Source organism: Saccharococcus thermophilus, assembly GCF_011761475.1.
Taxonomy (GTDB): domain Bacteria; phylum Bacillota; class Bacilli; order Bacillales; family Anoxybacillaceae; genus Saccharococcus; species Saccharococcus thermophilus.
Genome location: NZ_JAASRS010000001.1, coordinates 2386589 through 2406507 on the forward strand (window position 1 = coordinate 2386589; position 19919 = coordinate 2406507).

Annotated in this window: 22 protein-coding genes; 6 read left to right on the top strand and 16 right to left on the bottom strand. The window is 44.6% G+C overall.

Annotation, left to right across the window (positions count from 1 at the left end; all coding sequences use genetic code 11):
- Positions 1-7 precede the first annotated feature (7 nt).
- The 3 genes from pyc to BDD39_RS16465 form a co-directional block, all read right to left on the bottom strand.
- Positions 8-3451 (bottom strand): pyruvate carboxylase, encoded by a 3444-nt coding sequence (gene pyc / locus BDD39_RS12400; protein WP_166911061.1) that lies wholly within the window; start codon positions 3449-3451, stop codon positions 8-10.
- 63 nt (positions 3452-3514) lie between these two features.
- Entirely contained in the window at positions 3515-4726 is a 1212-nt protein-coding gene (locus tag BDD39_RS12405) for an FtsW/RodA/SpoVE family cell cycle protein (RefSeq protein ID WP_166911063.1), read from the bottom strand.
- Positions 4727-4850: 124 nt separating this feature from the next.
- Positions 4851-5138: a DUF1507 family protein gene (locus BDD39_RS16465; RefSeq protein WP_166911064.1), complete on the bottom strand. Its 288-nt coding sequence runs from the start codon at positions 5136-5138 to the stop codon at positions 4851-4853.
- A 224-nt stretch (positions 5139-5362) separates the two neighbouring features.
- Between BDD39_RS16465 and BDD39_RS12415 the strand changes: the two genes are divergently transcribed.
- Entirely contained in the window at positions 5363-5872 is a 510-nt protein-coding gene (locus BDD39_RS12415) for a peptidyl-prolyl cis-trans isomerase (RefSeq protein ID WP_166911066.1), read from the top strand.
- Positions 5873-5909: 37 nt separating this feature from the next.
- Here the strand turns inward: BDD39_RS12415 and BDD39_RS12420 are convergent, their stop codons facing one another.
- Positions 5910-7241 carry a PhoH family protein gene (locus BDD39_RS12420; protein ID WP_166911068.1) on the bottom strand — a complete coding sequence of 444 codons (1332 nt, stop codon included), beginning with the start codon at positions 7239-7241 and terminating at the stop codon, positions 5910-5912.
- A 141-nt stretch (positions 7242-7382) separates the two neighbouring features.
- Here BDD39_RS12420 and BDD39_RS12425 point away from each other — a divergent pair, with 141 nt between their 5' ends.
- Positions 7383-7982: a YhcN/YlaJ family sporulation lipoprotein gene (locus BDD39_RS12425; RefSeq protein WP_166911070.1), complete on the top strand. Its 600-nt coding sequence runs from the start codon at positions 7383-7385 to the stop codon at positions 7980-7982.
- A gap of 186 nt (positions 7983-8168) precedes the next feature.
- Entirely contained in the window at positions 8169-8369 is a 201-nt protein-coding gene (locus tag BDD39_RS12430) for a YlaI family protein (protein ID WP_166911072.1), read from the top strand.
- A 95-nt stretch (positions 8370-8464) separates the two neighbouring features.
- Here BDD39_RS12430 and BDD39_RS12435 read toward each other — a convergent pair whose 3' ends face one another.
- Genes BDD39_RS12435 through typA form a run of 3 tightly spaced genes read right to left on the bottom strand, consistent with a single transcriptional unit; the run spans position 8465 to position 10945 of the window.
- On the bottom strand, positions 8465-8758 hold the full coding sequence (locus BDD39_RS12435) for a hypothetical protein (RefSeq protein ID WP_166911074.1): 294 nt from the start codon (positions 8756-8758) through the stop codon (positions 8465-8467).
- Between the two features lie 26 nt (positions 8759-8784).
- Positions 8785-9087 carry a YlaH-like family protein gene (locus BDD39_RS12440; protein WP_166911076.1) on the bottom strand — a complete coding sequence of 101 codons (303 nt, stop codon included), beginning with the start codon at positions 9085-9087 and terminating at the stop codon, positions 8785-8787.
- Between the two features lie 13 nt (positions 9088-9100).
- A complete protein-coding gene (typA, locus tag BDD39_RS12445; RefSeq protein WP_166911078.1) occupies positions 9101-10945 on the bottom strand; it encodes a translational GTPase TypA in 1845 nt (614 codons plus the stop codon).
- 129 nt (positions 10946-11074) lie between these two features.
- On the opposite strand from typA, the gene BDD39_RS12450 reads away from it, so the two are divergent.
- Complete coding sequence (locus BDD39_RS12450; RefSeq protein ID WP_166911080.1) at positions 11075-11260, top strand: YlaF family protein; 186 nt, start codon at positions 11075-11077, stop codon at positions 11258-11260.
- A 31-nt stretch (positions 11261-11291) separates the two neighbouring features.
- Here the strand turns inward: BDD39_RS12450 and BDD39_RS12455 are convergent, their stop codons facing one another.
- From BDD39_RS12455 to BDD39_RS12470, 4 genes are all read right to left on the bottom strand, one after another.
- Complete coding sequence (locus BDD39_RS12455; protein ID WP_166911082.1) at positions 11292-12086, bottom strand: inositol monophosphatase family protein; 795 nt, start codon at positions 12084-12086, stop codon at positions 11292-11294.
- Between the two features lie 120 nt (positions 12087-12206).
- Positions 12207-12395 carry a hypothetical protein gene (locus BDD39_RS12460; protein WP_017434648.1) on the bottom strand — a complete coding sequence of 63 codons (189 nt, stop codon included), beginning with the start codon at positions 12393-12395 and terminating at the stop codon, positions 12207-12209.
- Between the two features lie 199 nt (positions 12396-12594).
- Complete coding sequence (locus tag BDD39_RS12465) at positions 12595-12816, bottom strand: UPF0223 family protein (protein WP_380741354.1); 222 nt, start codon at positions 12814-12816, stop codon at positions 12595-12597.
- Positions 12817-12833: 17 nt separating this feature from the next.
- Positions 12834-13793 carry an NAD(P)H-dependent flavin oxidoreductase gene (locus BDD39_RS12470; protein ID WP_166911084.1) on the bottom strand — a complete coding sequence of 320 codons (960 nt, stop codon included), beginning with the start codon at positions 13791-13793 and terminating at the stop codon, positions 12834-12836.
- A gap of 178 nt (positions 13794-13971) precedes the next feature.
- Here BDD39_RS12470 and BDD39_RS12475 point away from each other — a divergent pair, with 178 nt between their 5' ends.
- Positions 13972-15444 (top strand): aminotransferase class I/II-fold pyridoxal phosphate-dependent enzyme, encoded by a 1473-nt coding sequence (locus BDD39_RS12475; protein ID WP_166911086.1) that lies wholly within the window; start codon positions 13972-13974, stop codon positions 15442-15444.
- Between the two features lie 151 nt (positions 15445-15595).
- Here the strand turns inward: BDD39_RS12475 and BDD39_RS12480 are convergent, their stop codons facing one another.
- Both BDD39_RS12480 and BDD39_RS12485 read right to left on the bottom strand, forming a co-directional pair.
- Positions 15596-15721 (bottom strand): GapA-binding peptide SR1P, encoded by a 126-nt coding sequence (locus BDD39_RS12480; protein ID WP_166911088.1) that lies wholly within the window; start codon positions 15719-15721, stop codon positions 15596-15598.
- Between the two features lie 136 nt (positions 15722-15857).
- Positions 15858-16160, bottom strand: coding sequence for a DUF3055 domain-containing protein (locus BDD39_RS12485; RefSeq protein ID WP_166911090.1), 303 nt, complete (start codon positions 16158-16160; stop codon positions 15858-15860).
- Between the two features lie 124 nt (positions 16161-16284).
- On the opposite strand from BDD39_RS12485, the gene BDD39_RS12490 reads away from it, so the two are divergent.
- Positions 16285-16707, top strand: coding sequence for a DUF1885 family protein (locus BDD39_RS12490; protein WP_166911092.1), 423 nt, complete (start codon positions 16285-16287; stop codon positions 16705-16707).
- A gap of 25 nt (positions 16708-16732) precedes the next feature.
- Here the strand turns inward: BDD39_RS12490 and BDD39_RS12495 are convergent, their stop codons facing one another.
- The 3 genes from BDD39_RS12495 to BDD39_RS12505 all read right to left on the bottom strand — a co-directional run bounded on the left by BDD39_RS12495 (position 16733) and on the right by BDD39_RS12505 (position 19833).
- A complete protein-coding gene (locus tag BDD39_RS12495) occupies positions 16733-16975 on the bottom strand; it encodes a hypothetical protein (RefSeq protein ID WP_166911094.1) in 243 nt (80 codons plus the stop codon).
- 133 nt (positions 16976-17108) lie between these two features.
- Positions 17109-18521, bottom strand: coding sequence for a dihydrolipoyl dehydrogenase (gene lpdA / locus BDD39_RS12500; RefSeq protein WP_166911096.1), 1413 nt, complete (start codon positions 18519-18521; stop codon positions 17109-17111).
- Between the two features lie 4 nt (positions 18522-18525).
- On the bottom strand, positions 18526-19833 hold the full coding sequence (locus BDD39_RS12505) for a 2-oxo acid dehydrogenase subunit E2 (RefSeq protein WP_166911098.1): 1308 nt from the start codon (positions 19831-19833) through the stop codon (positions 18526-18528).
- Positions 19834-19919 lie beyond the last annotated feature (86 nt).

Genomic DNA, 19919 nt, shown 5'->3' on the forward strand with positions numbered 1-19919 from the left:
CTTTATTTTATTTCGTCAATTCAACTAATAAATCTCCCGCTTGAATAGCATCGCCATTTTTCACATAAATATCTTTGACAATGCCCGAGAATGGTGCCTGCACCGTCGTTTCCATCTTCATCGCTTCCGTAATCATTAAATGATCGCCTTTATTCACTTTTTCGCCCTTTTCTACCAACACTTTGACCACTGTGCCCGGCATCGTCGCCGCAATATGATTCGGATTGGTGCGGTCTGCTTTAATGCGCTCGACGACTGCCGATTTAATGCTTTCATCGCGGATAATCACTTCGCGCGGTTGTCCGTTTAATTCAAAATAGACGACGCGCGTTCCGTCCGCCTGCGGCTGCCCGATCGAAACGAGCTTGACAATCAGCGTTTTTCCTTTTTCGATTTCTACTTCGATTTCTTCGCCAAGGCGCATTCCATATAGGAAGGTCGGCGTGTCCAACACCGAAATATCGCCATATTTTTTGACCGTTTCTGCATATTCTAAAAATACTTTCGGGTAAAGGGCATAGGCCAGCACATCAAAATCAGTCACTTCACGATCAAGAGCATGGTATAATTCTTCTCTTAATCGATCAAAATCTACCGGCTCTAGCAATTCCCCAGGCCGAACGGTAATCGGCTCTCGCCCTTTTAGAATAATGCGCTGCAATTCTTTTGGGAATCCGCCGTGCGGCTGCCCTAAATATCCCTCGAAAAACTCCACGACCGAATCCGGGAAGTCAAGCGTTTCACCGCGCTCGAAAATATCTTGCTCCGTTAAATTATTTTGCACCATATAAAGCGCCATATCGCCGACGACTTTGGAAGATGGAGTAACTTTGACGATATCGCCAAACAAGTCATTGACACGGCGGTACATTTCTTTCACTTCATCCCAGCGGTCGCCAAGTCCAACCGCTTTGGCCTGCTGCTGCAAATTGCTGTATTGTCCGCCCGGCATTTCATGCATATACACTTCCGTATGCGGAGAATTCATGCCGCTTTCAAACTCTTGATAATACTTCCGCACGTCTTCCCAATAACGGGAAAGCTGCTCGAGCCCTTGAATGTTGATCTCCGGCGCCCGTCTTGTTCCTTCTAATGCGTAATAAAGCGTATTGGCGCTCGGCTGCGATGTCAAGCCCGCCATCGAGCTGACGGCGACATCGACAATATCGACGCCCGCTTCAATCGCTTTTGCATACATATAAATACCGTTGCCGCTCGTATCGTGCGTATGAAGATGAATCGGAATATCCACCGTTTCTTTCAACGCGGAAATAAGCACATAAGCCGCTTCCGGCTTCAACAGGCCAGCCATGTCTTTAATCGCTAAAATATGCGCGCCTGCCTGCTCGAGCTCTTTCGCAATCGTTTTGTAGTAATCCAGATTATATTTCGGACGGCTTGGATCTAAAATATCCCCTGTATAGCAGACAGCCGCTTCGGCGATTTTGCCTGTCTGCCGCACGGCGTCAATCGCTACCGTCATCCCTTTTACCCAGTTTAGGCTGTCAAAAATACGGAACACGTCAATGCCTGTTTGCGCTGATTTTTCAACAAATTCACGAATGACATTATCCGGGTAGTTTTTGTAGCCGACAGCGTTGGCGGAGCGCAACAACATTTGAAACAAAATATTTGGAATTCGTTCGCGCAATTTTAGCAAGCGGTCCCACGGATCTTCTTTTAAAAAGCGGTAAGCAACGTCAAACGTCGCTCCTCCCCACATCTCTAGCGAGAATAAGTTTGGCAATAAGCGCGCCGTTGGTTCAGCAATACGGACCAAATCAATCGTGCGCACACGGGTTGCAAGCAGCGATTGATGGGCATCGCGGAATGTCGTATCCGTCAATAATACACGGTCTTGTTCCTTAATCCATTTAACAAGCCCTTCTGCGCCTTTTTCATCAAGAATTTGCTTCGTCCCGCTAGGAAACGGCTCTGCATAGCTTACTTTCGGAATGCGTGGTTTATCAAATACCGGTTTTTTCTTTTTCCCGATTCCAGGGAAGCCATTTACGGTAACGGTTCCAATATAGGTCAGCATCTTCGTGCCGCGGTCTTTCCGGCGCGGGAAGATAAACAGCTCCGGTGTCGTATCGATAAACGACGTATCATATTCTCCTGATAAAAACTTCGGATGCTGTACGACGTTTTCTAAAAACGGAATGTTCGTCTTAATTCCGCGGATTCGGAATTCCCGCAAGTTTCGCAACATTTTTCTTGCGGCTTGCTCAAACGTGAGCGCCCATGTGGACAGTTTCACAAGCAAAGAGTCGTAATACGGTGTAATAACCGCTCCTTGGAAGCCGTTGCCTGCGTCAAGGCGCACGCCAAATCCCCCGCCGGAACGGTATGCCATAATTTTTCCTGTATCCGGCATGAAGTTGTTGAGCGGATCTTCCGTCGTGACGCGCGACTGAATCGCATACCCGTTAATGCGAATATCTTCTTGCTTCGGAATGCCGACTTCTTTGCTATGAAGCGAATATCCGTCGGCAATCAAAATTTGCGATTGAACGATATCAATTCCAGTGATCATTTCCGTAATCGTATGTTCCACTTGAATGCGCGGGTTGACTTCGATGAAATAAAAATCATTTCCGGATACGAGAAACTCTACCGTTCCTGCGTTCACATATCCGACGTTTTTCATCAGTTTGACCGCGGCTTCACATATTCTTTGCCGCAATTCATCCGATAACGAGACGCTCGGCGCTACCTCCACCACTTTTTGATGTCGGCGCTGCACGGAACAGTCCCGTTCATAAAGATGGACGATATTCCCTTCATAGTCTCCTAAAATTTGCACTTCAATATGTTTTGGCCTTTCAATGAGTTTTTCCACGTACACATCGTCGCTGCCAAATGCGGCTTTCGCTTCGGATTTAGCACGTTCGAATGCCTCTTTTACTTCCGATTTCGAGCGGACGATGCGCATGCCGCGGCCACCGCCGCCCAACGCCGCTTTAATAATAATCGGATAGCCATGCGTTTCCGCAAAGCGCATGACCTCTTCCAAACTGTGTACCGGCCCGTCGCTTCCCGGAATGACCGGAATCCCTGCTAATTCCGCCTGATGGCGGGCTTTTACTTTATCGCCAAACATATCTAAATGCTCTTCATTCGGGCCGATAAAAATAATCCCCTCTTCTCGGCACCGTTTGGCAAATTGAATATTTTCCGAAAGAAATCCGTAACCCGGATGAATCGCATCGACATCGTGTGCTTTAGCAATTTCAATAATGCCCTCAATATCTAAATAAGCTTCAATCGGCTTTTTCCCTTCGCCGACTAAATACGCTTCATCCGCTTTATAGCGATGATATGAACCTGTATCTTCCTTCGAATAAATAGCGACAGTGCGGATGCCTAGCTCTGTGCAGGCACGGAAGACACGAATGGCAATTTCTCCACGATTTGCCACAAGTACTTTGTTAATTCGACGCGTTTTCATAGTTTCTCCTCTCCTCCTTTCTAATAAAACTATAACGGTTTTCGTTTTTTGTAAATACGTTCTCTAAAAAGTCAGACCTTTTTTTTGCAATTTTTGCACCGTCTTTACCTTTTTTTTGTAACGTTCTTCGTATTTGGTAAACATCGAGACATTGACGAGCATTCCAAGCGAAGTCATAAATAAGATAAGCGAGGAGCCACCATAACTAACAAGCGGCAACGGAACTCCCGTAATCGGAATGATCCCGACTACACCGCCGACATTAATAAATGTTTGAAACCCGATCATCACCGAAATTCCAATAGCAAGCAGGCTGCCAAACGCGTCGTTGCATTTTCGCGCAATCCAGAATCCCCGCAATACGATAAACGCTAAAATCCCCAGGGTAAACGTTACGCCAAAAAGGCCTAATTCTTCCGCGATAATCGACATGATGAAATCGGTATGAGATTCAGGCAAATATCCGTATTTTTGAATGCTTTTTCCCAGCCCTAGTCCTTTTATTCCTCCTAATCCAATCGCCAAATACGAATTAACGAGCTGAAACCCTTCGTTATCGGCATATTTAAACGGATCTAAAAAGCTATAAATTCGGGACATCCGCTCCTTAGAAAAAATTTTATCGCCAAAGAGAGGGAAAATAATCGGAGACATCATAAGAAACATAAGCATAAAGAACAGCAGCTGCTTAAACAGCAGCCGAAGCCGCAACCCTGATGACAAAATTAAACTCGAGGCGATCACCAACACGATCATCGCCGTGCCAAAGTCGGGCTGGATCGCAATTAAAAAACAAATAAACAATGTATAATAAATCGGGAATAAATTGCTTTTCACAGGATCGGCCAGCCGTTTTTGTTTATTGGCAAATACCGCCGCTAAATAAACGATCAACCCGAGCTTCACCAGCTCGGCCGGCTGTATGCTTAACCCACCAAACCGAAACCAGCTTGTTGCGTTGTTCGCCGTATGTCCAAGAAATGCTACCGCGATTAATATAATCGGAGAGACAACAAAGATAAATTTAATCAACTTTTCATTCGCCCATACTTTATACGGAACGATTATCGTAATGAAAAAACCAATAAACGCGACGATAAGCCATAGCTTTTGCCGTTGGTAAAAATAGTCGCTCGGCACGTTAAAGCGAATAACAGCTGCGATCATACTCGAACTATAAACCATGATCAATCCAAATAGTGAAAGGATCACGATTGCGATAATCAACGGATAGTCGTAACATTTTAAAACCTTTTTGATAAGCTCCTTATCCATCGTTCCTCTTCCTTATTGCTAGTATGTACATTAAATCATTCGTAACCATTGTTCGTTTTCCTTCTTAAAAACAGAAAAACTCAAACGATTGCGTTTTCCAACCGTTTGAGCTAAAAATTTATTTTTATCGTACGCGCTTTTTTATTACCGCCTCATGAAGCGCGGAAAGTTCGCGCTCGAGCCGGTCGAGCAACGCTTTTCCTTCTTTCTCGTCAACTAGGCCAAGACGCACGGCAAAATCAATTTCCCGTGATAGGCCGAACATTTGCGTATCGAGCACTTCCTCATAGAGTGGACATTGCGGCATCGTCAGATGATCCATTTGCACTTGAATGAGCTTGACAATTTTATCTGCATCCGCTTGCAGGAGCGCGTACGCTTTGTCACGATAGTTAATGACCTCGTCTGTCACATCGATCCCTCCGTTCTCCCCTAATCCTTCTTTAAATCTTAACGTGAAACGTGCAATTTTGCAAGTTGAAACACTTGTCAATTGTGGCGATAGAAATGAAACCGCCATCGGCGTAGACATCTTCCGTTTCAGAAAAAAGTGATATAAACATGACTTGCGCATGACAAACTGTCCATTTACCATTATACTAAAAACAGCAGCTGATGTAGAGGAGAGGATCGAAAATGAATGATATTATTCTTATAACGGGAAATGTAAAATTTACTATTACGTTGGACCCAGGAGTATGGATTTTTGACGACCGTAAAATAGATTTAAATACTTATTTTTTAAACCCTTCTCATGGACAGCAACATGAACAACAAGACGAAGAGGAAGAAATTAAAAAGCTGTCTGCTTTTTGGGACCGGGAAATTCAAGAAGGGGCCGTTTTTCCACCAACGTTAAAGACAGAAAAACGCTTTTTGAAGGAAAAAATCATTACGGGGACGTTTGCGATGCCGCTCGCTCCTTTTCTGCGCAACGCGCAACCGCTTCCGGATGCAAAAGAACTGACGATTGTGACCGAACATAACGAGGTAACGATTCCGCTTGAACAAGCTTATGAAGCGATTCTCGGTTTTTCTAAAGACGGGAAACCGCTGCGAGAAGATGGGCCTGTACATTTTTATTTTGGCGACGGTTCCAACCGTGAAGCACCAATTACCCATGTCCGTCGCTTTGTCATCCGTTAAAGCCGGATGTCCCGTATGGAGGGACATCCGGTTTTTTTTACAATATATCCGCAGCAAGTTGCGCCAATGCGGAACGCTCCCCTTTGATCAGGCGAACATGCCCGGCAATTTTTTGATCTTTAAATTTCTCCACGACATACGTCAAGCCGTTATTATATTCATCTAAATACGGGTGATCGATTTGCTCCGGATCGCCCATCAAAATAATTTTGCTTTTCTCGCCGACACGCGTTAAAATCGTTTTTACTTCGTGCTTCGTTAAGTTTTGCGCCTCATCAATAATGATGAACTGTTCTGGTAGGCTGCGTCCGCGTATATAGGTGAGCGCTTCTACTTCAATCGAGCCCATTCCTGCTAAAATCGCGTCCAATTCCCCAGGTTTATTTGTGTTAAATAAATATTCGAGATTGTCAAAGATCGGCTGCATCCACGGGCGCAATTTTTCTTCTTTTTCCCCCGGCAAAAAGCCGATATCTTTTCCCATTGGGACAATTGGTCTGGCGACAAGCAGCTTTTTATACGTGCGTAAATCTTCCGTCTGCATCAATCCTGCCGCAAGAGCAAGCAACGTTTTTCCTGTTCCCGCTTTGCCAATCAAAGTGACAAGCTGGATGTCATCGCGCATAAGCAGTTCAAACGCCATCGTTTGCTGTACGTTGCGCGGGCGAATCCCCCATACATGCTCATGATGAAACACAAGCTTTTTCACTTTTTTGCCGCTATGGTCAACGATGCCGATGGCCGAAGCAGAACTGCCAAATGCGTCTTTCATAATGATAAATTGATTTGGATAAAACGGATGATTGGCAATGTCGGCTAAAACTAGTTCTCCCTTGTCGTAAAACCGCTGCAGGTACTCTTTCCCTATGTATAGTTCAAGAATCCCAGTGTAAATGTGGTCGACATCAACAACACGATCGCTTAAAAAATCTTCTGCTTGCAGTCCGATCGCATCTGCTTTGACGCGCACAAGCGCGTCCTTGCTGACTAAAATAACAGAGCGGCCATTTTCCTTCGCCTGTTCCTCAAGCGATAAATTTTTGGCAACCGCCAAAATACGATTATCATTCGTTTTTTCCACAAAAATTTCCTGCAGCTGCTGAAAAGAACGGTGATTTAACTCAATGCGCAACACCCCGCCGTTTTCGAGGGGAATTTTTTCATGCAGCTTCCCATTTTCGCGTAAGCGGTCGATCAGCTTCGATACTTGCCGGGCGTTTCTGCCGACTTCATCCATGTACCTTTTTTTTGAATCAACTTCCTCGAGCACGACCGCCGGAATAACCACCTCATTGTCTTTAAATGAAAAGATGGAATACGGATCTTGCAACAGCACATTTGTATCTAATACATATATTTTATTCCCCAAGTTACCACTCTCCCCATTTTGCATTTTTTACTTTCCTAATATCTGGACAGGAATGGTTGTTATATAAGATATGAAAAAATGTATAAAGATAGAAGGATGTTTGCAAAATAAAGTAAAAAATGAGACAGAGGTGTGTAAACGATGAACTGGAGCCGATATTGGTTGATTGCCTTATGCATTTGCTTATTGGGGGGATGTAATATAGGAAATGATGAGCGTGCCAACGATACAGAACGCTCGCTTGTTCGCGTCAAAAACTCGACAAATGAAAAAATAACGAATGAGGCTGGCCAAGATATTGCCCACCACCTCGCTGATTTAGCCAATCGCGTGCCAAACGTAAACGATGCGACCGTGCTTGTGGTTGGAAAATATGCCATTGTTGGCATCGATATCGGTGCCAATATTGATGCTTCGCGGGTGGGAACGATTAAATATTCCGTTGCCGAAGCGCTGCAAAAAGATCCTTATGGAGCCAACGCCATTATCATCGCTGATCCTGATCTGTATGCCCGCTTGAAAAACATCGCCAGACAAGTGAATAACGGCCGTCCCGTTCAGGCGTTTATGAACGAAATCGCCGATATTGTCGGACGAGTGATGCCGGAAGTGCCTAGTGATTTATTGGAAACGACGCCACCGGAGCCAACCGGTGAAAATGATTCGCAGCTAAACAAGAAAGAAGAGCGGCAGCTCCATCACCGCCAAGAAAAACAATCGAATGAATACTTAAATAAATAAAGAGCCTAGCCGCAAAGCTAAGCTCTTTATTTATGAATGCCATCGCGCTGCCGCATATGTATCATCTATGTTTGGATTCGTGATATAATTAATGAAGCCAACTCGTCTTTCGCTTGCCCACGGTTGAAGTGGAAGTCTTTCCGACTATTTTCTGGTAAAAATTTTCATGAACCAACGAGGTGGACAATGAGAGTAAAATGCGTTCTTTGCGACCGAATTGATACGATTGATGATGAATCACTGCTGGCAAAACGGCTGCGCAACCGCCCTATTCACACCTATATGTGTCAGGAGTGCTACGATCGCATCGCCGAAAAAACGAAGGCGCGGCTGGCAACCGGAAAATTCCGTATATATCGTTCCACATTGTCTGATGATGAATGGTAATTTGTCGATTGTAACCGTCCTTCTTTTCAGGCTTGCCAGCGGCGTTATCCTAGGTTTTACATCAAAAAGCCGGGAACAACCAACCCCGGCTTTTTCTAGGAAAGATAGTTGCGATATTTTTCTGGATTCATTTCCATTTGCTTCAGCATCACTTCAATTAACTCCGCCGGAAATCGCGCCACTTGCTCTTCCCCGTTTCGCTTGTAGTGGACGATATACATTTCCCCGGCTCCATCTTTATTTGCTTCCAGTTCAGTAATTTGAAAATCATTTCTTAGTATTTCGTAAAAAAAGGAAGCTGTCTCTTGCGCCGCCATATCGTCCGGACGCGCCTTGGCCACCACATCAATCGTCAGCCAGTTATAAAGGGCATCTTGCAGCGATTTCATCGTTTTACCGCCTCGCTTTTCTTCTTTCATCTTGTTTTTTTGGATTGGTATAGGCGGACTTTATAAATAATTAATACGAGGGAGGCGATCACCAATCCTTCTGCAATTGGCAAAAATACAGCAAAAAATGTTAAAATCGTACAACCTAACGCTAACAGTACATAGATAATGACGTTTTTGAGCAAAGGAAGTTTTTTGGCAAAACCAAGGCGGTACACAATGGCAGCCAAAAGAAAGATCGTAATGTAAAGGAGCCACATCCCTTTCTCCGGATTTGTGTTCACTTTATATAAGGACGCGAAAAATGTCAGGCGTTCTAAAACATTCACCAAATCCCCTCCCTTATTTCGCCTGCTGTGCCGATTTCTTTTTCTTTTCCAGCTTTTCGCGCTCGCTTTTATTTAATATTTTCTTGCGCAGGCGAATCGACTTTGGCGTTACTTCACAATATTCATCGTCATTTAAGTATTCAAGCGCTTCTTCAAGCGTCATTAAACGCGGCTTTTTCATCGTAACCGTTTGCTCTTTGGTCGACGAGCGCATGTTCGTCATATGTTTTTCCCTGCAAATATTGACGACCAAATCGTTTTCGCGATTGTGCTCGCCGACAATCATTCCTTCATATACCTCTGTTCCAGGTTCAACAAAAATCGTTCCGCGGTCTTCTAGCTGCATAATGCCATATGCCGTTGCTTTACCGGTTTCCATGGAAACGAGCACTCCTTGGCGGCGGCCGCCTACTTGTCCGCTTTGCGCCGGCGCATAATGGTCAAACGAATGGTTTAAAATTCCATATCCACGTGTCAATGACATAAATTCTGTTCGATAACCAATCAATCCGCGCGAAGGTACCATAAAGACGAGGCGCACTTGTCCATTTTCATTATGGACCATATCCACCATCTCACCTTTGCGTGCCCCGATCGATTCCATAATTGCCCCGGTATATTCTTCAGGAATATCAATGATGACCCGTTCCACCGGTTCGCATAGCACCCCATCGATTTCTTTCATAATCACTTCCGGCTTGGACACTTGCAGCTCATATCCCTCGCGGCGCATGTTTTCGATCAAAATCGATAAATGGAGCTCGCCACGACCGGAAACGATCCACGCATCCGGAGAATCGGTGTTTTCCACGCGCAGGCTGACATCCGTTTCAAGCTGGGTGCGCAGGCGTTCTTCCAGCTTTCTTGCCGTCACATACTTGCCTTCGCGTCCGGCAAACGGGCTATTGTTCACTAAAAACGTCATTTTCAAAGTCGGTTCATCAATGCGAAGCGGCGGCAATGCTTCTTGATGATCAAGCGGGCATACCGTTTCCCCGACGTTAATATCTTCCATTCCTGCCACCGCAACAATATCTCCCGCTTCTGCCTCGGTAATTTCTATCCGTTTTAAGCCGATAAACCCAAACAGTTTGGTAACGCGGAACGTTTTCACCGAACCATCCAATTTCATTAGCGCCACTTGTTGCCCGACTTTCATCGTACCGCGAAAGATCCGGCCAATGCCAATCCGGCCGACGTATTCGTTATAATCCAGCAACGCCACCTGAAATTGCAGCGGTTCCTCGCGATTGTCCATCGGCGCTGGAATATGATCGATAATCGTTTCAAATAATACGCTCATATCTTTCTCTTGTTTGTGAGGATCCAAGCTGGCCGTTCCGTGCAACGCCGAAGTATAGACAACCGGAAACTCGAGCTGGTCTTCCGATGCTCCTAATTCAATAAATAAGTCAATCACTTCGTCGACGACTTCTTCCGGCCGCGCGAACTCACGATCGATTTTATTGACGACGACAATAGGTGTCAGCTGTTGCTCAAGCGCCTTTTTCAACACAAAGCGCGTCTGCGGCATGCAGCCTTCATAGGCGTCTACGACCAATAAAACACCATCAACGAGCCGCATGATCCGTTCTACTTCCCCGCCGAAATCAGCATGACCTGGCGTATCTAAAATATTAATGCGCGTTCCTTTATACTGAACGGCAGTATTTTTGGCTAAAATGGTAATCCCACGTTCTCTTTCTAAATCGTTCCGATCCAAAGCACGCTCTTCTACATGTTCGTTTTCACGGAACGTTCCTGATTGCCGCAATAATTGATCGACTAACGTTGTTTTGCCATGGTCCACATGTGCGATAATTGCAATATTGCGAAGATCTTCTCTTCTTTTCGTCAAGGTGTGTCACTCCTATGTGTAAACTGCTTGTTTATTATATCATAAAGATAGAAAAGCAGCATATTTTCCTGTACACTAAAGAAAAACGCAAAATTTTAACGTTGCACAGGAAGGGAGAATCATAAACAAATGAAGCAGGTTCAACCAATCCCGCTTTTATTAGCGATATTCGCGGTCATCGCTATTATGGCCATCGGCATTTTTATCGCGGAACAAAGCATTATCGGCGTTATTTTATCGGTGGTCGCTTTATTGGTTATTGTCGGCATCGGATTCGCCCGCAAAAAACGAATGCGCGAAAAAGGAATGCTATAGAAAACGGGACAATCTTCCAGTTTGTCCCGTTCTAACTATGGATATATTTTTGTAAAATTTCTTCATGCAATCCCGGCTTCGACACAAATACGGAGTTTTTTTCCAGAAGACGAAGCGGCTCGCCATACAGATTTGTCACAATGCCGCCGACTTCTTGCACCAGCACAAGCCCACCAGCAAAATCCCACGGTGACAATCGCATCGTAATATAGGCGTCCAAACGACCTGCGGCAACATATGCCATTTCGAGCGCCGCCGATCCGTACGAACGCGTCCCTCTCGCATCTTTGACAAGCGGAGCCAATACGCTCGGATCAATTCGTTTATTTTCGGTGACCCATGTGGCATTGAGCGAAATGATCGCTTCGGAAACAGATACCGGTTCTAAAGGGGCCAGCGGCTTCTCGTTCAAAAAAGCCCCTTCCCCTTTGCGCGCAGCATACAGTTCATCCTGCACGACGTCGTACACGTATCCCAACATTCCGACTCCATTTTCAAACACACCGATAGAAATCGCAAAGTTTCGTTGCTGATGAACAAAATTCATCGTCCCATCGATCGGATCAATAATCCAGACAACGCCTTCGAGGGTGGTGATGTTATCGCCAAACCCCTCTTCTCCTAGTACGTGATGGTGGGGGAATGTTTTTCTTATGTTTTCAATAAAAAAGCGTTCTGTTTCGCGATCGACATTGGTGACGAGATCGTTACGATGCGATTTCGTTTCCACCGTCAGCTTTTCTGCAAATGTAGCGCGGATTCTTGTCCCTGCTTCTTTTATCCATTGTCTGGCATAATGATCGATTTCTTCCCATGTTTTTTGCATATCTATCCTCCTGCTTTCTGCGAAGTATGTACGCATAAAAAATATTTCATAAACGAAAGGGGCGCCGGCACGATTCAAGAAAAAAACGAACCGTGGATATGGTTCGCCTTAAATGTGTTGTCATACTTGAAGGCGCATTAATTCTTGACGCAGTTTTTCCAATCTTCGTTTGCACTCTTTTTTCTTTTCTTCATCGTTTTCCATCATCGCTTCATACAGCGTCGCTAACTCATAATCTAATTCCAATCGCAATACCGCCATGCGCTTCTCTCCGTCCGTACGCTTCACCGAATTCATTGTTTTTTTCATGTGCATAAGCACCCCTTTCGCTATGATCCCGAAAAACCATTAGCATAAATAACGGAATTTTCTGATAGTTATTTTGTTTTATATATATTATGTGAAAAAAGGAGTGTATGCAACAAATTTGTGTATTCACCTACATCTATGCGGTTCATTCATTCCATGTGAATCCAGTCGCCATTTTTTGCTTCTTTTGCTTTTTTCATTACTTGATAGGATGAATAGCCGCTTGCCTGTTCAAATTCATCACATAATTTTTTTCTTCACTTTTGCTTGGAACAATTTCTTTAAAACGGCGGTATACGTTCATCAATTTTTCCCGCTCCATTCCTTTTTCATAGACGGTTTCAATCGCTTCAAAAAATTTGATGACATCAATAATTTCTTGCGTGGACCAGTCGTAGGAAAACGGGTAGGAATAATTCATCGCCGGCACCTCCAACGTTAGTTTGCCCATCTGCGCCGGATTTGTTCCGCTTCGCTAATCATGCGCGCAAACAATTCCGCCACCGTTGGGATGTCTTTAATTAATCCCATCACTTGTCCGGCCCAGGCAAACCCTTCGCTTACTTTTCCTTCATAAATAAAGCGCCGGTTTGCTTCGCCGCTGATATATTCTTTCAGCTGCTCGTAGGTTCCTCCTTCTTCCTCGATTTCTAATATTTTTTGCGTCCACTCATTGGCAATCGCACGCCCCGGCGCTCCTAACGTCCGTTTAATGACGACCGTATCATTCTCCGATCCTTTCACCAGCATTTCTTTATAGATCGGATGGGCGTGAACGCATTCTTTTGTCGCAATAAATCTCGTGCCCATTTCAATGCCTTCCGCCCCAAGCGCCAATGCCGCCATCAAGCCGCGCCCATCGCCGATGCCGCCTGAAGCGATAACCGGAATCGACACCGAATCGACTACTTTCGGAATAAGAACGAACGTTCCTGTATCATATTTTCCTAAATGGCCGCCCCCTTCTTGGCCGACTACCATCACTGCATCGGCACCGAGTTCTTCCGCTTTAACCGCTTGACGAACAGCGGCAACCAACACCAGTTTTTTCACGCTTGTCCCTTTTAGTTGCTCAAAAAATGGAGCCGGATTTCCTCCCGTTACGGAAACAACGGGCACCCCTTCTTCCAATGCGGCTTCGAGCATATGCTGAAACGGACGGCCGTGCTGTCCAATGGCAAAATTGACGCCAAATGGACGATCGGTTTTTTCTTTTACTTTGCGAATTTCCTCGCGCAATCGCTCCGGGCTTTCCAGCGACATCGCCGTAATTTGTCCCAGGCCTCCGGCGTTAGAGACCGCGGCCGCCAAATCGGCGTACGCTAAATAAGCAAGCCCTCCTTGAATAATCGGATATGTAATGCCAAGCAACTCTGTCACTCTTGTTTTCCAAATCATGCTTATCCCTCCTTCTTATTAAGTATACTATGTTTCTTGTTGACATGGCTATTTTCCTCTTTTATTCTCAATCTATGTGATAGAAAATTTTTATCATCGATTTATGCTTTGCAAACAAAAAAATACATGCTATAATGCACTTGTTTTATTTTTATGCAAAAAGAGGTGTGAAAAAACATTGTCACAGTTTGAAACACCATTGTTTACCGGACTATTGGAGCATATTAAGAAAAATCCTATTCAATTTCATATTCCTGGCCATAAAAAAGGCGCAGGGATGGACCCTGAGTTTCGTGATTTTATCGGAGAAAATGCGCTATCGATGGATTTGATTAATATCGGTCCTCTCGATGATCTTCACCACCCAAAAGGCATTATCAAGCGCGCTCAAGAGTTAGCCGCTGAGGCATTTGGGGCTGATTATACATTTTTTTCTGTCCAAGGAACAAGCGGTGCCATTATGGCAATGGTGATGTCGGTAGTTGGGCCTGGCGACAAAATTATCGTTCCGCGCAACGTGCATAAATCGATCATGTCTGCCATTGTCTTTTCTGGCGCAACACCGATTTTCATTCATCCGGAAATTGATAAGGAACTCGGGATTTCACATGGAATTACACCGGACTCGGTAGAAAAAGCACTTCAACAACATCCCGATGCAAAAGGAGTTCTCGTTATTAATCCGACATATTTTGGTATCGCCGGAGATTTGAAAAAAATTGTGGAAATCGCACATTCCTACCACGTTCCTGTTCTCGTTGATGAAGCGCATGGTGTCCATATTCATTTTCATGAAGATCTTCCGCTTTCCGCTATGCAGGCCGGAGCGGATATGGCTGCAACAAGCGTTCATAAACTAGGCGGTTCTTTGACGCAAAGTTCTATTTTAAACGTGCGTGAAGGGCTCGTATCCGCAAAACACGTACAAGCTATTTTAAGCATGCTCACGACAACATCTACTTCTTATTTGTTGCTAGCCTCTTTAGATGTTGCGCGCAAATGGCTGGCTACACAAGGACGGGAACAATTTGAAAAAACTATTCAGCTTGCCGAAAAGACTCGGCAACAAATAAACGAAATCCCTTATCTTTATTGTGTTGGAAAAGAAATTTTAGGAACGGAAGCAACATATGATTACGATCCAACCAAGCTTACTATCTCTGTCAAAGAACTAGGCTTAACGGGATACGACGTCGAGAAATGGCTGCGGGAAATGTACAACATTGAAGTAGAGTTATCCGATTTGTACAACATTTTATGCCTTATTACCCCTGGAGATACGGAGCGGGAAACGAACGCGCTTGTTAATGCCCTTCGCCATTTATCTGAACAATTCCGCCATCAGGCGGCGGAAGGAGTAAAACCGAAAGTATTATTGCCGGACATCCCTGCTCTTGCGTTAACTCCGCGTGATGCCTTTTACGCGGAAACGGAAGTTGTGCCGTTTGACGAATCGGTAGGACGGATCATCGCGGAATTTGTCATGGTGTATCCGCCAGGAATTCCGATTTTCATTCCTGGGGAAATTATTACCCAAGAAAATTTAAACTATATCAAAAAGAATTTGGAAGTCGGTCTGCCGGTGCAAGGTCCGGAAGACGATACCCTGCAAACATTGCGTGTCATTAAAGAACATAAGCCAATCCGATGAACTTCTCCCACCTTCATTTAAGAGCGGGAGAAAGTTAAAAAAGCGTAAGCAAGTTAGCTTACGCTTTTTTGTTATCAAAAATAAAGGCGCGCATGTGCCCCTTTCACATGCGCGCTATGTGCAAACCTTCCCCCATCGTTTGACCTTTTCTTTATTCTCCTTCTTCTTCAGTCTCGTCGCAATTGCATCCGCAACATTTTCCGTAAAGCGTTGTCACTTTTTCATCTTCAAAGTGTGCAATCGTCGCACCACATGTTTGACATACAATTGTGCCCATCCCCAAAACTCCTTTATGATGATATATTCATTAGCTAATTCAATAATAATATATCACATTTATGTTGTCAACACTCAATTTGTATGTCACATTTAATTTTTACTCATCAAAATAAGCGAGTAACAATACTCGCTTATTAATATTCATATTCGGGATGAACGGATGTGAATGGAAGGACAGCAGAGAAGAACTCCGCTAAATCAGCAGCTTGCTCTTCCGTGTCGATGCGGAAAATTTGCTGTAAATACTCGTGGTTTTCTGCGTCTTTTGGATCGAGGAGGGTAGAGCGGCCGGTTTGCATGCAAATAACAAGAGGTTTTCCAAAAAACATATTCGTATACACAATTCCAAAATCGTAGCGGTTATCCTTTGACGTAAATCCAACAAACCGAACTTTTACTTTTTCATGCTCATCATATAGCTTTTCAAATAAAATCATAAACTCCCCCCTTATAAATATTTTGAATATTATTATAATTCCAAAATATATTAAAATCAATAGTTTTCTCTTACATAAACATGATACAATAAAAAATGGGATGTTAACGATAGAGGTGATGTATATGGCGACACATGCATACATAAAGCTCGTTCCCGCGTCGAAACAGAAAACGATTACATTAGAAGAAGTGAAGCAATTGTTTCGCTATTACCGGGATATCTTAAGCAAAACAGGAGAACAGCTCGGATGGAGGTACGAACAAGCCGCTTTTCCATATCAGCTGGTGGAGACGGATGAAGGAAAGGGAAAGTGGTTTTATTTAAAAGGAGACGGTCACCGTTATCGAGCGATGATCGTCAGCGTCGGTCCGCATACGAAATCAAGCGGGGAAAGTGAACGAACATTTATTCAAATTACACTACCTAATGAGGCGACATACGGCGATAAAGGAAAAGCGAACGAGTTTTGCAAGTTTCTCGCCAAAAAACTAGAGGGAGAACTCCATCTGTTTAACGGAAAAGTGATGTACTTTTACAAACGATAGCGGTTCCGCTATCATTTTTTATTCTTTACTGAAACGCCTCCCAGACAAAATGCTGACAAGTAAAGTACGCAACAGCCGTCAATGTCGTCGTCCAAAACGCTTTGCGGGTGCGCAAACCGAGTTTTCGCGCCAATAAAAAGGCAATATATAAAAATACGCAAAGCATCATTCCTTTAAAAAATGGCCGATCCCGCCCTGACAGCCATTCGATCAGGGAAAAGCTGCTCCAAATCATCATTTGCAGTAAAAATGCCACATATTCTTTCATTGATCATCCCCCGCATCTTCTCTACCATAACAATATGAACAAGCAAGGGAAAATATTATTGATCAGTGGACAAGAAAGGTCATTTATAACACAAAATGGGCTTCAGACATTCGTCTGAAACCCATTTATCCACTTATTTAGTGATAATATGAATTGGAGTGCCAAGAACAGCTTCTGCTGCTTCCATTGCGATTTCGCCTAACGTTGGATGAGCGTGAATCGTTAATGCGATATCTTCCGCCGTCATTCCCGCTTCGATGGCAAACCCGAGTTCGGCAATCATATCGGAAGCGTTCGGACCGATAATTTGCGCGCCGATGATGACACCGTCTTCTTTACGGGTGACAAGCTTCACAAATCCGTCAGTATCGTTCAAAGAAAGCGCGCGGCCATTTGCGGCAAACGGGAATTTTGCCGTTACGACATCGATTCCTTCATCTTTTGCTTGTTGTTCAAAATAGCCGACAGAAGCGCATTCCGGATCAGAGAATACAACGGCTGGAATCGCGATGTAATCCACTTCAGACGGTTTTCCGGAGATTACTTCGGCAGCGATTTTTCCTTCATAGGACGCCTTATGGGCAAGCGCCGGTCCCGGAACGATGTCGCCGATGGCAAAAATATTCGGCACGCTTGTCCGACATTGTTTATCCACTTCAATTAAACCGCGATCCGTCATTTTGATACCGATTTGTTCTAAACCAAGCTCATCGGTATTCGGACGACGCCCTACCGTTACAAGCACATAGTCTGCGTCAATTGTTTTCGTTTCTCCTTTTACTTCAAAAGTAACCGTCACGCCGTCTTCCCGCTCTTCCACACCTTTAGCAAGCGCATTGGTGAAGATTTCGACGCCTTTTTTCTTTAAGCGACGTTTCACAATAGACGTCATTTGTTTTTCAAAACCAGATAAAATTTCATCCGCACCTTCGACGATCGTTACTTTTGTTCCAAAGTTTGCATACGCTGTACCTAATTCCACGCCAATATACCCGCCGCCGATGACGACAAGCGATTTTGGAATTTCTTGCAGGCTGAGCGCACCTGTGGAATCAAGCACACGATTGGAAAACTTAAAGCTTGGAAGTTCGATCGGACGGGAGCCTGTTGCAATAATAGCATTTTTAAATGTATATGTTTGCGCCTTGTCCCCATTGACGACACGCACCGTATTGGCGTCGACAAAATATGCTTCGCCTTGCACAATTTCTACTTTATTCCCTTTCAACAAGCTTTCGACGCCGCCTGTTAATTTTTTCACGACGCTTGCTTTCCATTGTTGCACTTTCGAAAAATCAACGGTCACGTTTTCCGCTTTAATTCCGATGTCTTCGGAATGTTTCGCTGTTTCATAGCGATGGCTTGCGGAAATAAGCGCTTTAGACGGGATACATCCGACGTTTAAGCATACACCGCCAAGGTTGCCTTTTTCTACAATGGTTACTTTTTGGCCTAGCTGGGCCGCGCGAATCGCAGCCACATAACCGCCAGGACCTGCACCGACAACGAGCGTTTCTGTTTCAATTGCAAAATCGCCAACTACCATTGTTTTACGCCTCCATTAATAATAATTCAGGATCATTTAATAAACGTTTAATGTGATTCAACGCTTTTTGCGCTGTAGCGCCATCAATCATGCGATGGTCAAAGCTTAACGACAGCGCCAATACCGGAGCGACTACGATCTCGCCGTCACGGACAATTGGTTTTTCGGCAATGCGTCCGATTCCAAGAATTGCTACTTCCGGATGGTTAATGACTGGAGTAAACCATTGACCGCCGGCAGAACCGATATTGGTAATCGTGCAAGAAGCACCTTTCATTTCGTTAGGCATTAGTTTTCCTTCGCGTGCTTTTGTCGCAAGTTCATTAATTTCTTTTGCAAGAGCAAAAATCGGCTTGCGGTCCGCATGTTTGATGACAGGAACGAGCAATCCGCGGTCCGTATCGGCAGCAATACCGATGTTGTAATAATGTTTATGAATGATTTCTTCCGTTTCGTCATCAATGGATGTATTTAAAACTGGGAACTCACGCAGCGCTGATGTCAATGCTTTTACCACATATGGCAAGAATGTAAGCTTGACGCCTTTTTCCGCTGCAATTTCTTTGAATTTTTTGCGATGCGCAACCAGTTTTGTCACATCCACCTCGTCCATTAAAGTAACATGTGGCGCTGTATGTTTCGAATTGACCATCGCCTTGGCAATCGCGCGGCGGATGCCACTCATTTTCTCGCGAGTTTCTGGGAACTCGCCTTCTAGCACAACAGGTTGTTGGGCTGCTGCAGCCGCTGTTTTCTCTTCTTTTGCGGCTGGTGCTTCTTGTGTTTGCGCCGCTGCCGCACCGCCGGCAAGGAATGCGTCAATATCGCTTTTTAACACGCGGCCATTTTTTCCGGTTCCTTGCACAAGGCGAATATCGACACCTTTTTCACGGGCATATTTACGCACAGAAGGCATTGCGACGACGCGACGGTTCGGATCCACTTCCTGCTGTTTAGCCGGTTCTGCTTGTGGGGCTGCCGCTTCGCCCTTTTCTTCTTTCGACACTTCTTGCGTTTTTTCCTGCTCTTTCGGCTCATCTTGTTCTTGGCCTTTAAACGTCATATTTTCATATCCAGGCGCATCAAACGTAATTAATGTTTGGCCAACGGTCGCTACCGTTCCTTCTTCTACTAAAATTTCTAATACTTTCCCTTTGACAGGAGAAGGGATTTCTACGACCGCTTTATCGTTTTGCACTTCGCACAAAACATCGTCTTCATTGACTTCATCGCCAGGTTTGACAAACCATTTGACGATTTCTCCTTCATGAATGCCTTCGCCGATATCCGGCAGCTTAAATTCAAATGCCACTGTTTGTCGACCTCCTAATTGTCTTTTCAAGAAAATGTAGGGAAAGAGGGGAGAAGGTAAATTCTCCCTCTTCTCACCTATGATCG

Bases quoted from the DNA above. Each gene is read 5' to 3' on its own strand.
- BDD39_RS12460 (WP_017434648.1), bottom strand. From the start codon at position 12,395: ATGAAAAAAACAATGAATTCGGTGAAGCGTACGGACGGAGAGAAGCGC.
- BDD39_RS12465 (WP_380741354.1), bottom strand. From the start codon at position 12,816: ATGAATTATTCCTACCCGTTTTCCTACGACTGGTCCACGCAAGAAATT.
- BDD39_RS12450 (WP_166911080.1), top strand. From the start codon at position 11,075: ATGAAGCAGGTTCAACCAATCCCGCTTTTATTAGCGATATTCGCGGTC.
- lpdA (WP_166911096.1), bottom strand. From the start codon at position 18,521: ATGGTAGTTGGCGATTTTGCAATTGAAACAGAAACGCTCGTTGTCGGT.
- BDD39_RS12490 (WP_166911092.1), top strand. From the start codon at position 16,285: ATGGCGACACATGCATACATAAAGCTCGTTCCCGCGTCGAAACAGAAA.
- BDD39_RS12455 (WP_166911082.1), bottom strand. From the start codon at position 12,086: ATGCAAAAAACATGGGAAGAAATCGATCATTATGCCAGACAATGGATA.
- BDD39_RS12485 (WP_166911090.1), bottom strand. From the start codon at position 16,160: ATGATTTTATTTGAAAAGCTATATGATGAGCATGAAAAAGTAAAAGTT.
- BDD39_RS12415 (WP_166911066.1), top strand. From the start codon at position 5,363: ATGAATGATATTATTCTTATAACGGGAAATGTAAAATTTACTATTACG.
- BDD39_RS12495 (WP_166911094.1), bottom strand. From the start codon at position 16,975: ATGAAAGAATATGTGGCATTTTTACTGCAAATGATGATTTGGAGCAGC.
- BDD39_RS12425 (WP_166911070.1), top strand. From the start codon at position 7,383: ATGAACTGGAGCCGATATTGGTTGATTGCCTTATGCATTTGCTTATTG.
- BDD39_RS12405 (WP_166911063.1), bottom strand. From the start codon at position 4,726: ATGGATAAGGAGCTTATCAAAAAGGTTTTAAAATGTTACGACTATCCG.
- BDD39_RS12435 (WP_166911074.1), bottom strand. From the start codon at position 8,758: ATGAAATCGCTGCAAGATGCCCTTTATAACTGGCTGACGATTGATGTG.
- BDD39_RS12480 (WP_166911088.1), bottom strand. From the start codon at position 15,721: ATGGGCACAATTGTATGTCAAACATGTGGTGCGACGATTGCACACTTT.
- BDD39_RS12470 (WP_166911084.1), bottom strand. From the start codon at position 13,793: ATGATTTGGAAAACAAGAGTGACAGAGTTGCTTGGCATTACATATCCG.
- pyc (WP_166911061.1), bottom strand. From the start codon at position 3,451: ATGAAAACGCGTCGAATTAACAAAGTACTTGTGGCAAATCGTGGAGAA.
- BDD39_RS12430 (WP_166911072.1), top strand. From the start codon at position 8,169: ATGAGAGTAAAATGCGTTCTTTGCGACCGAATTGATACGATTGATGAT.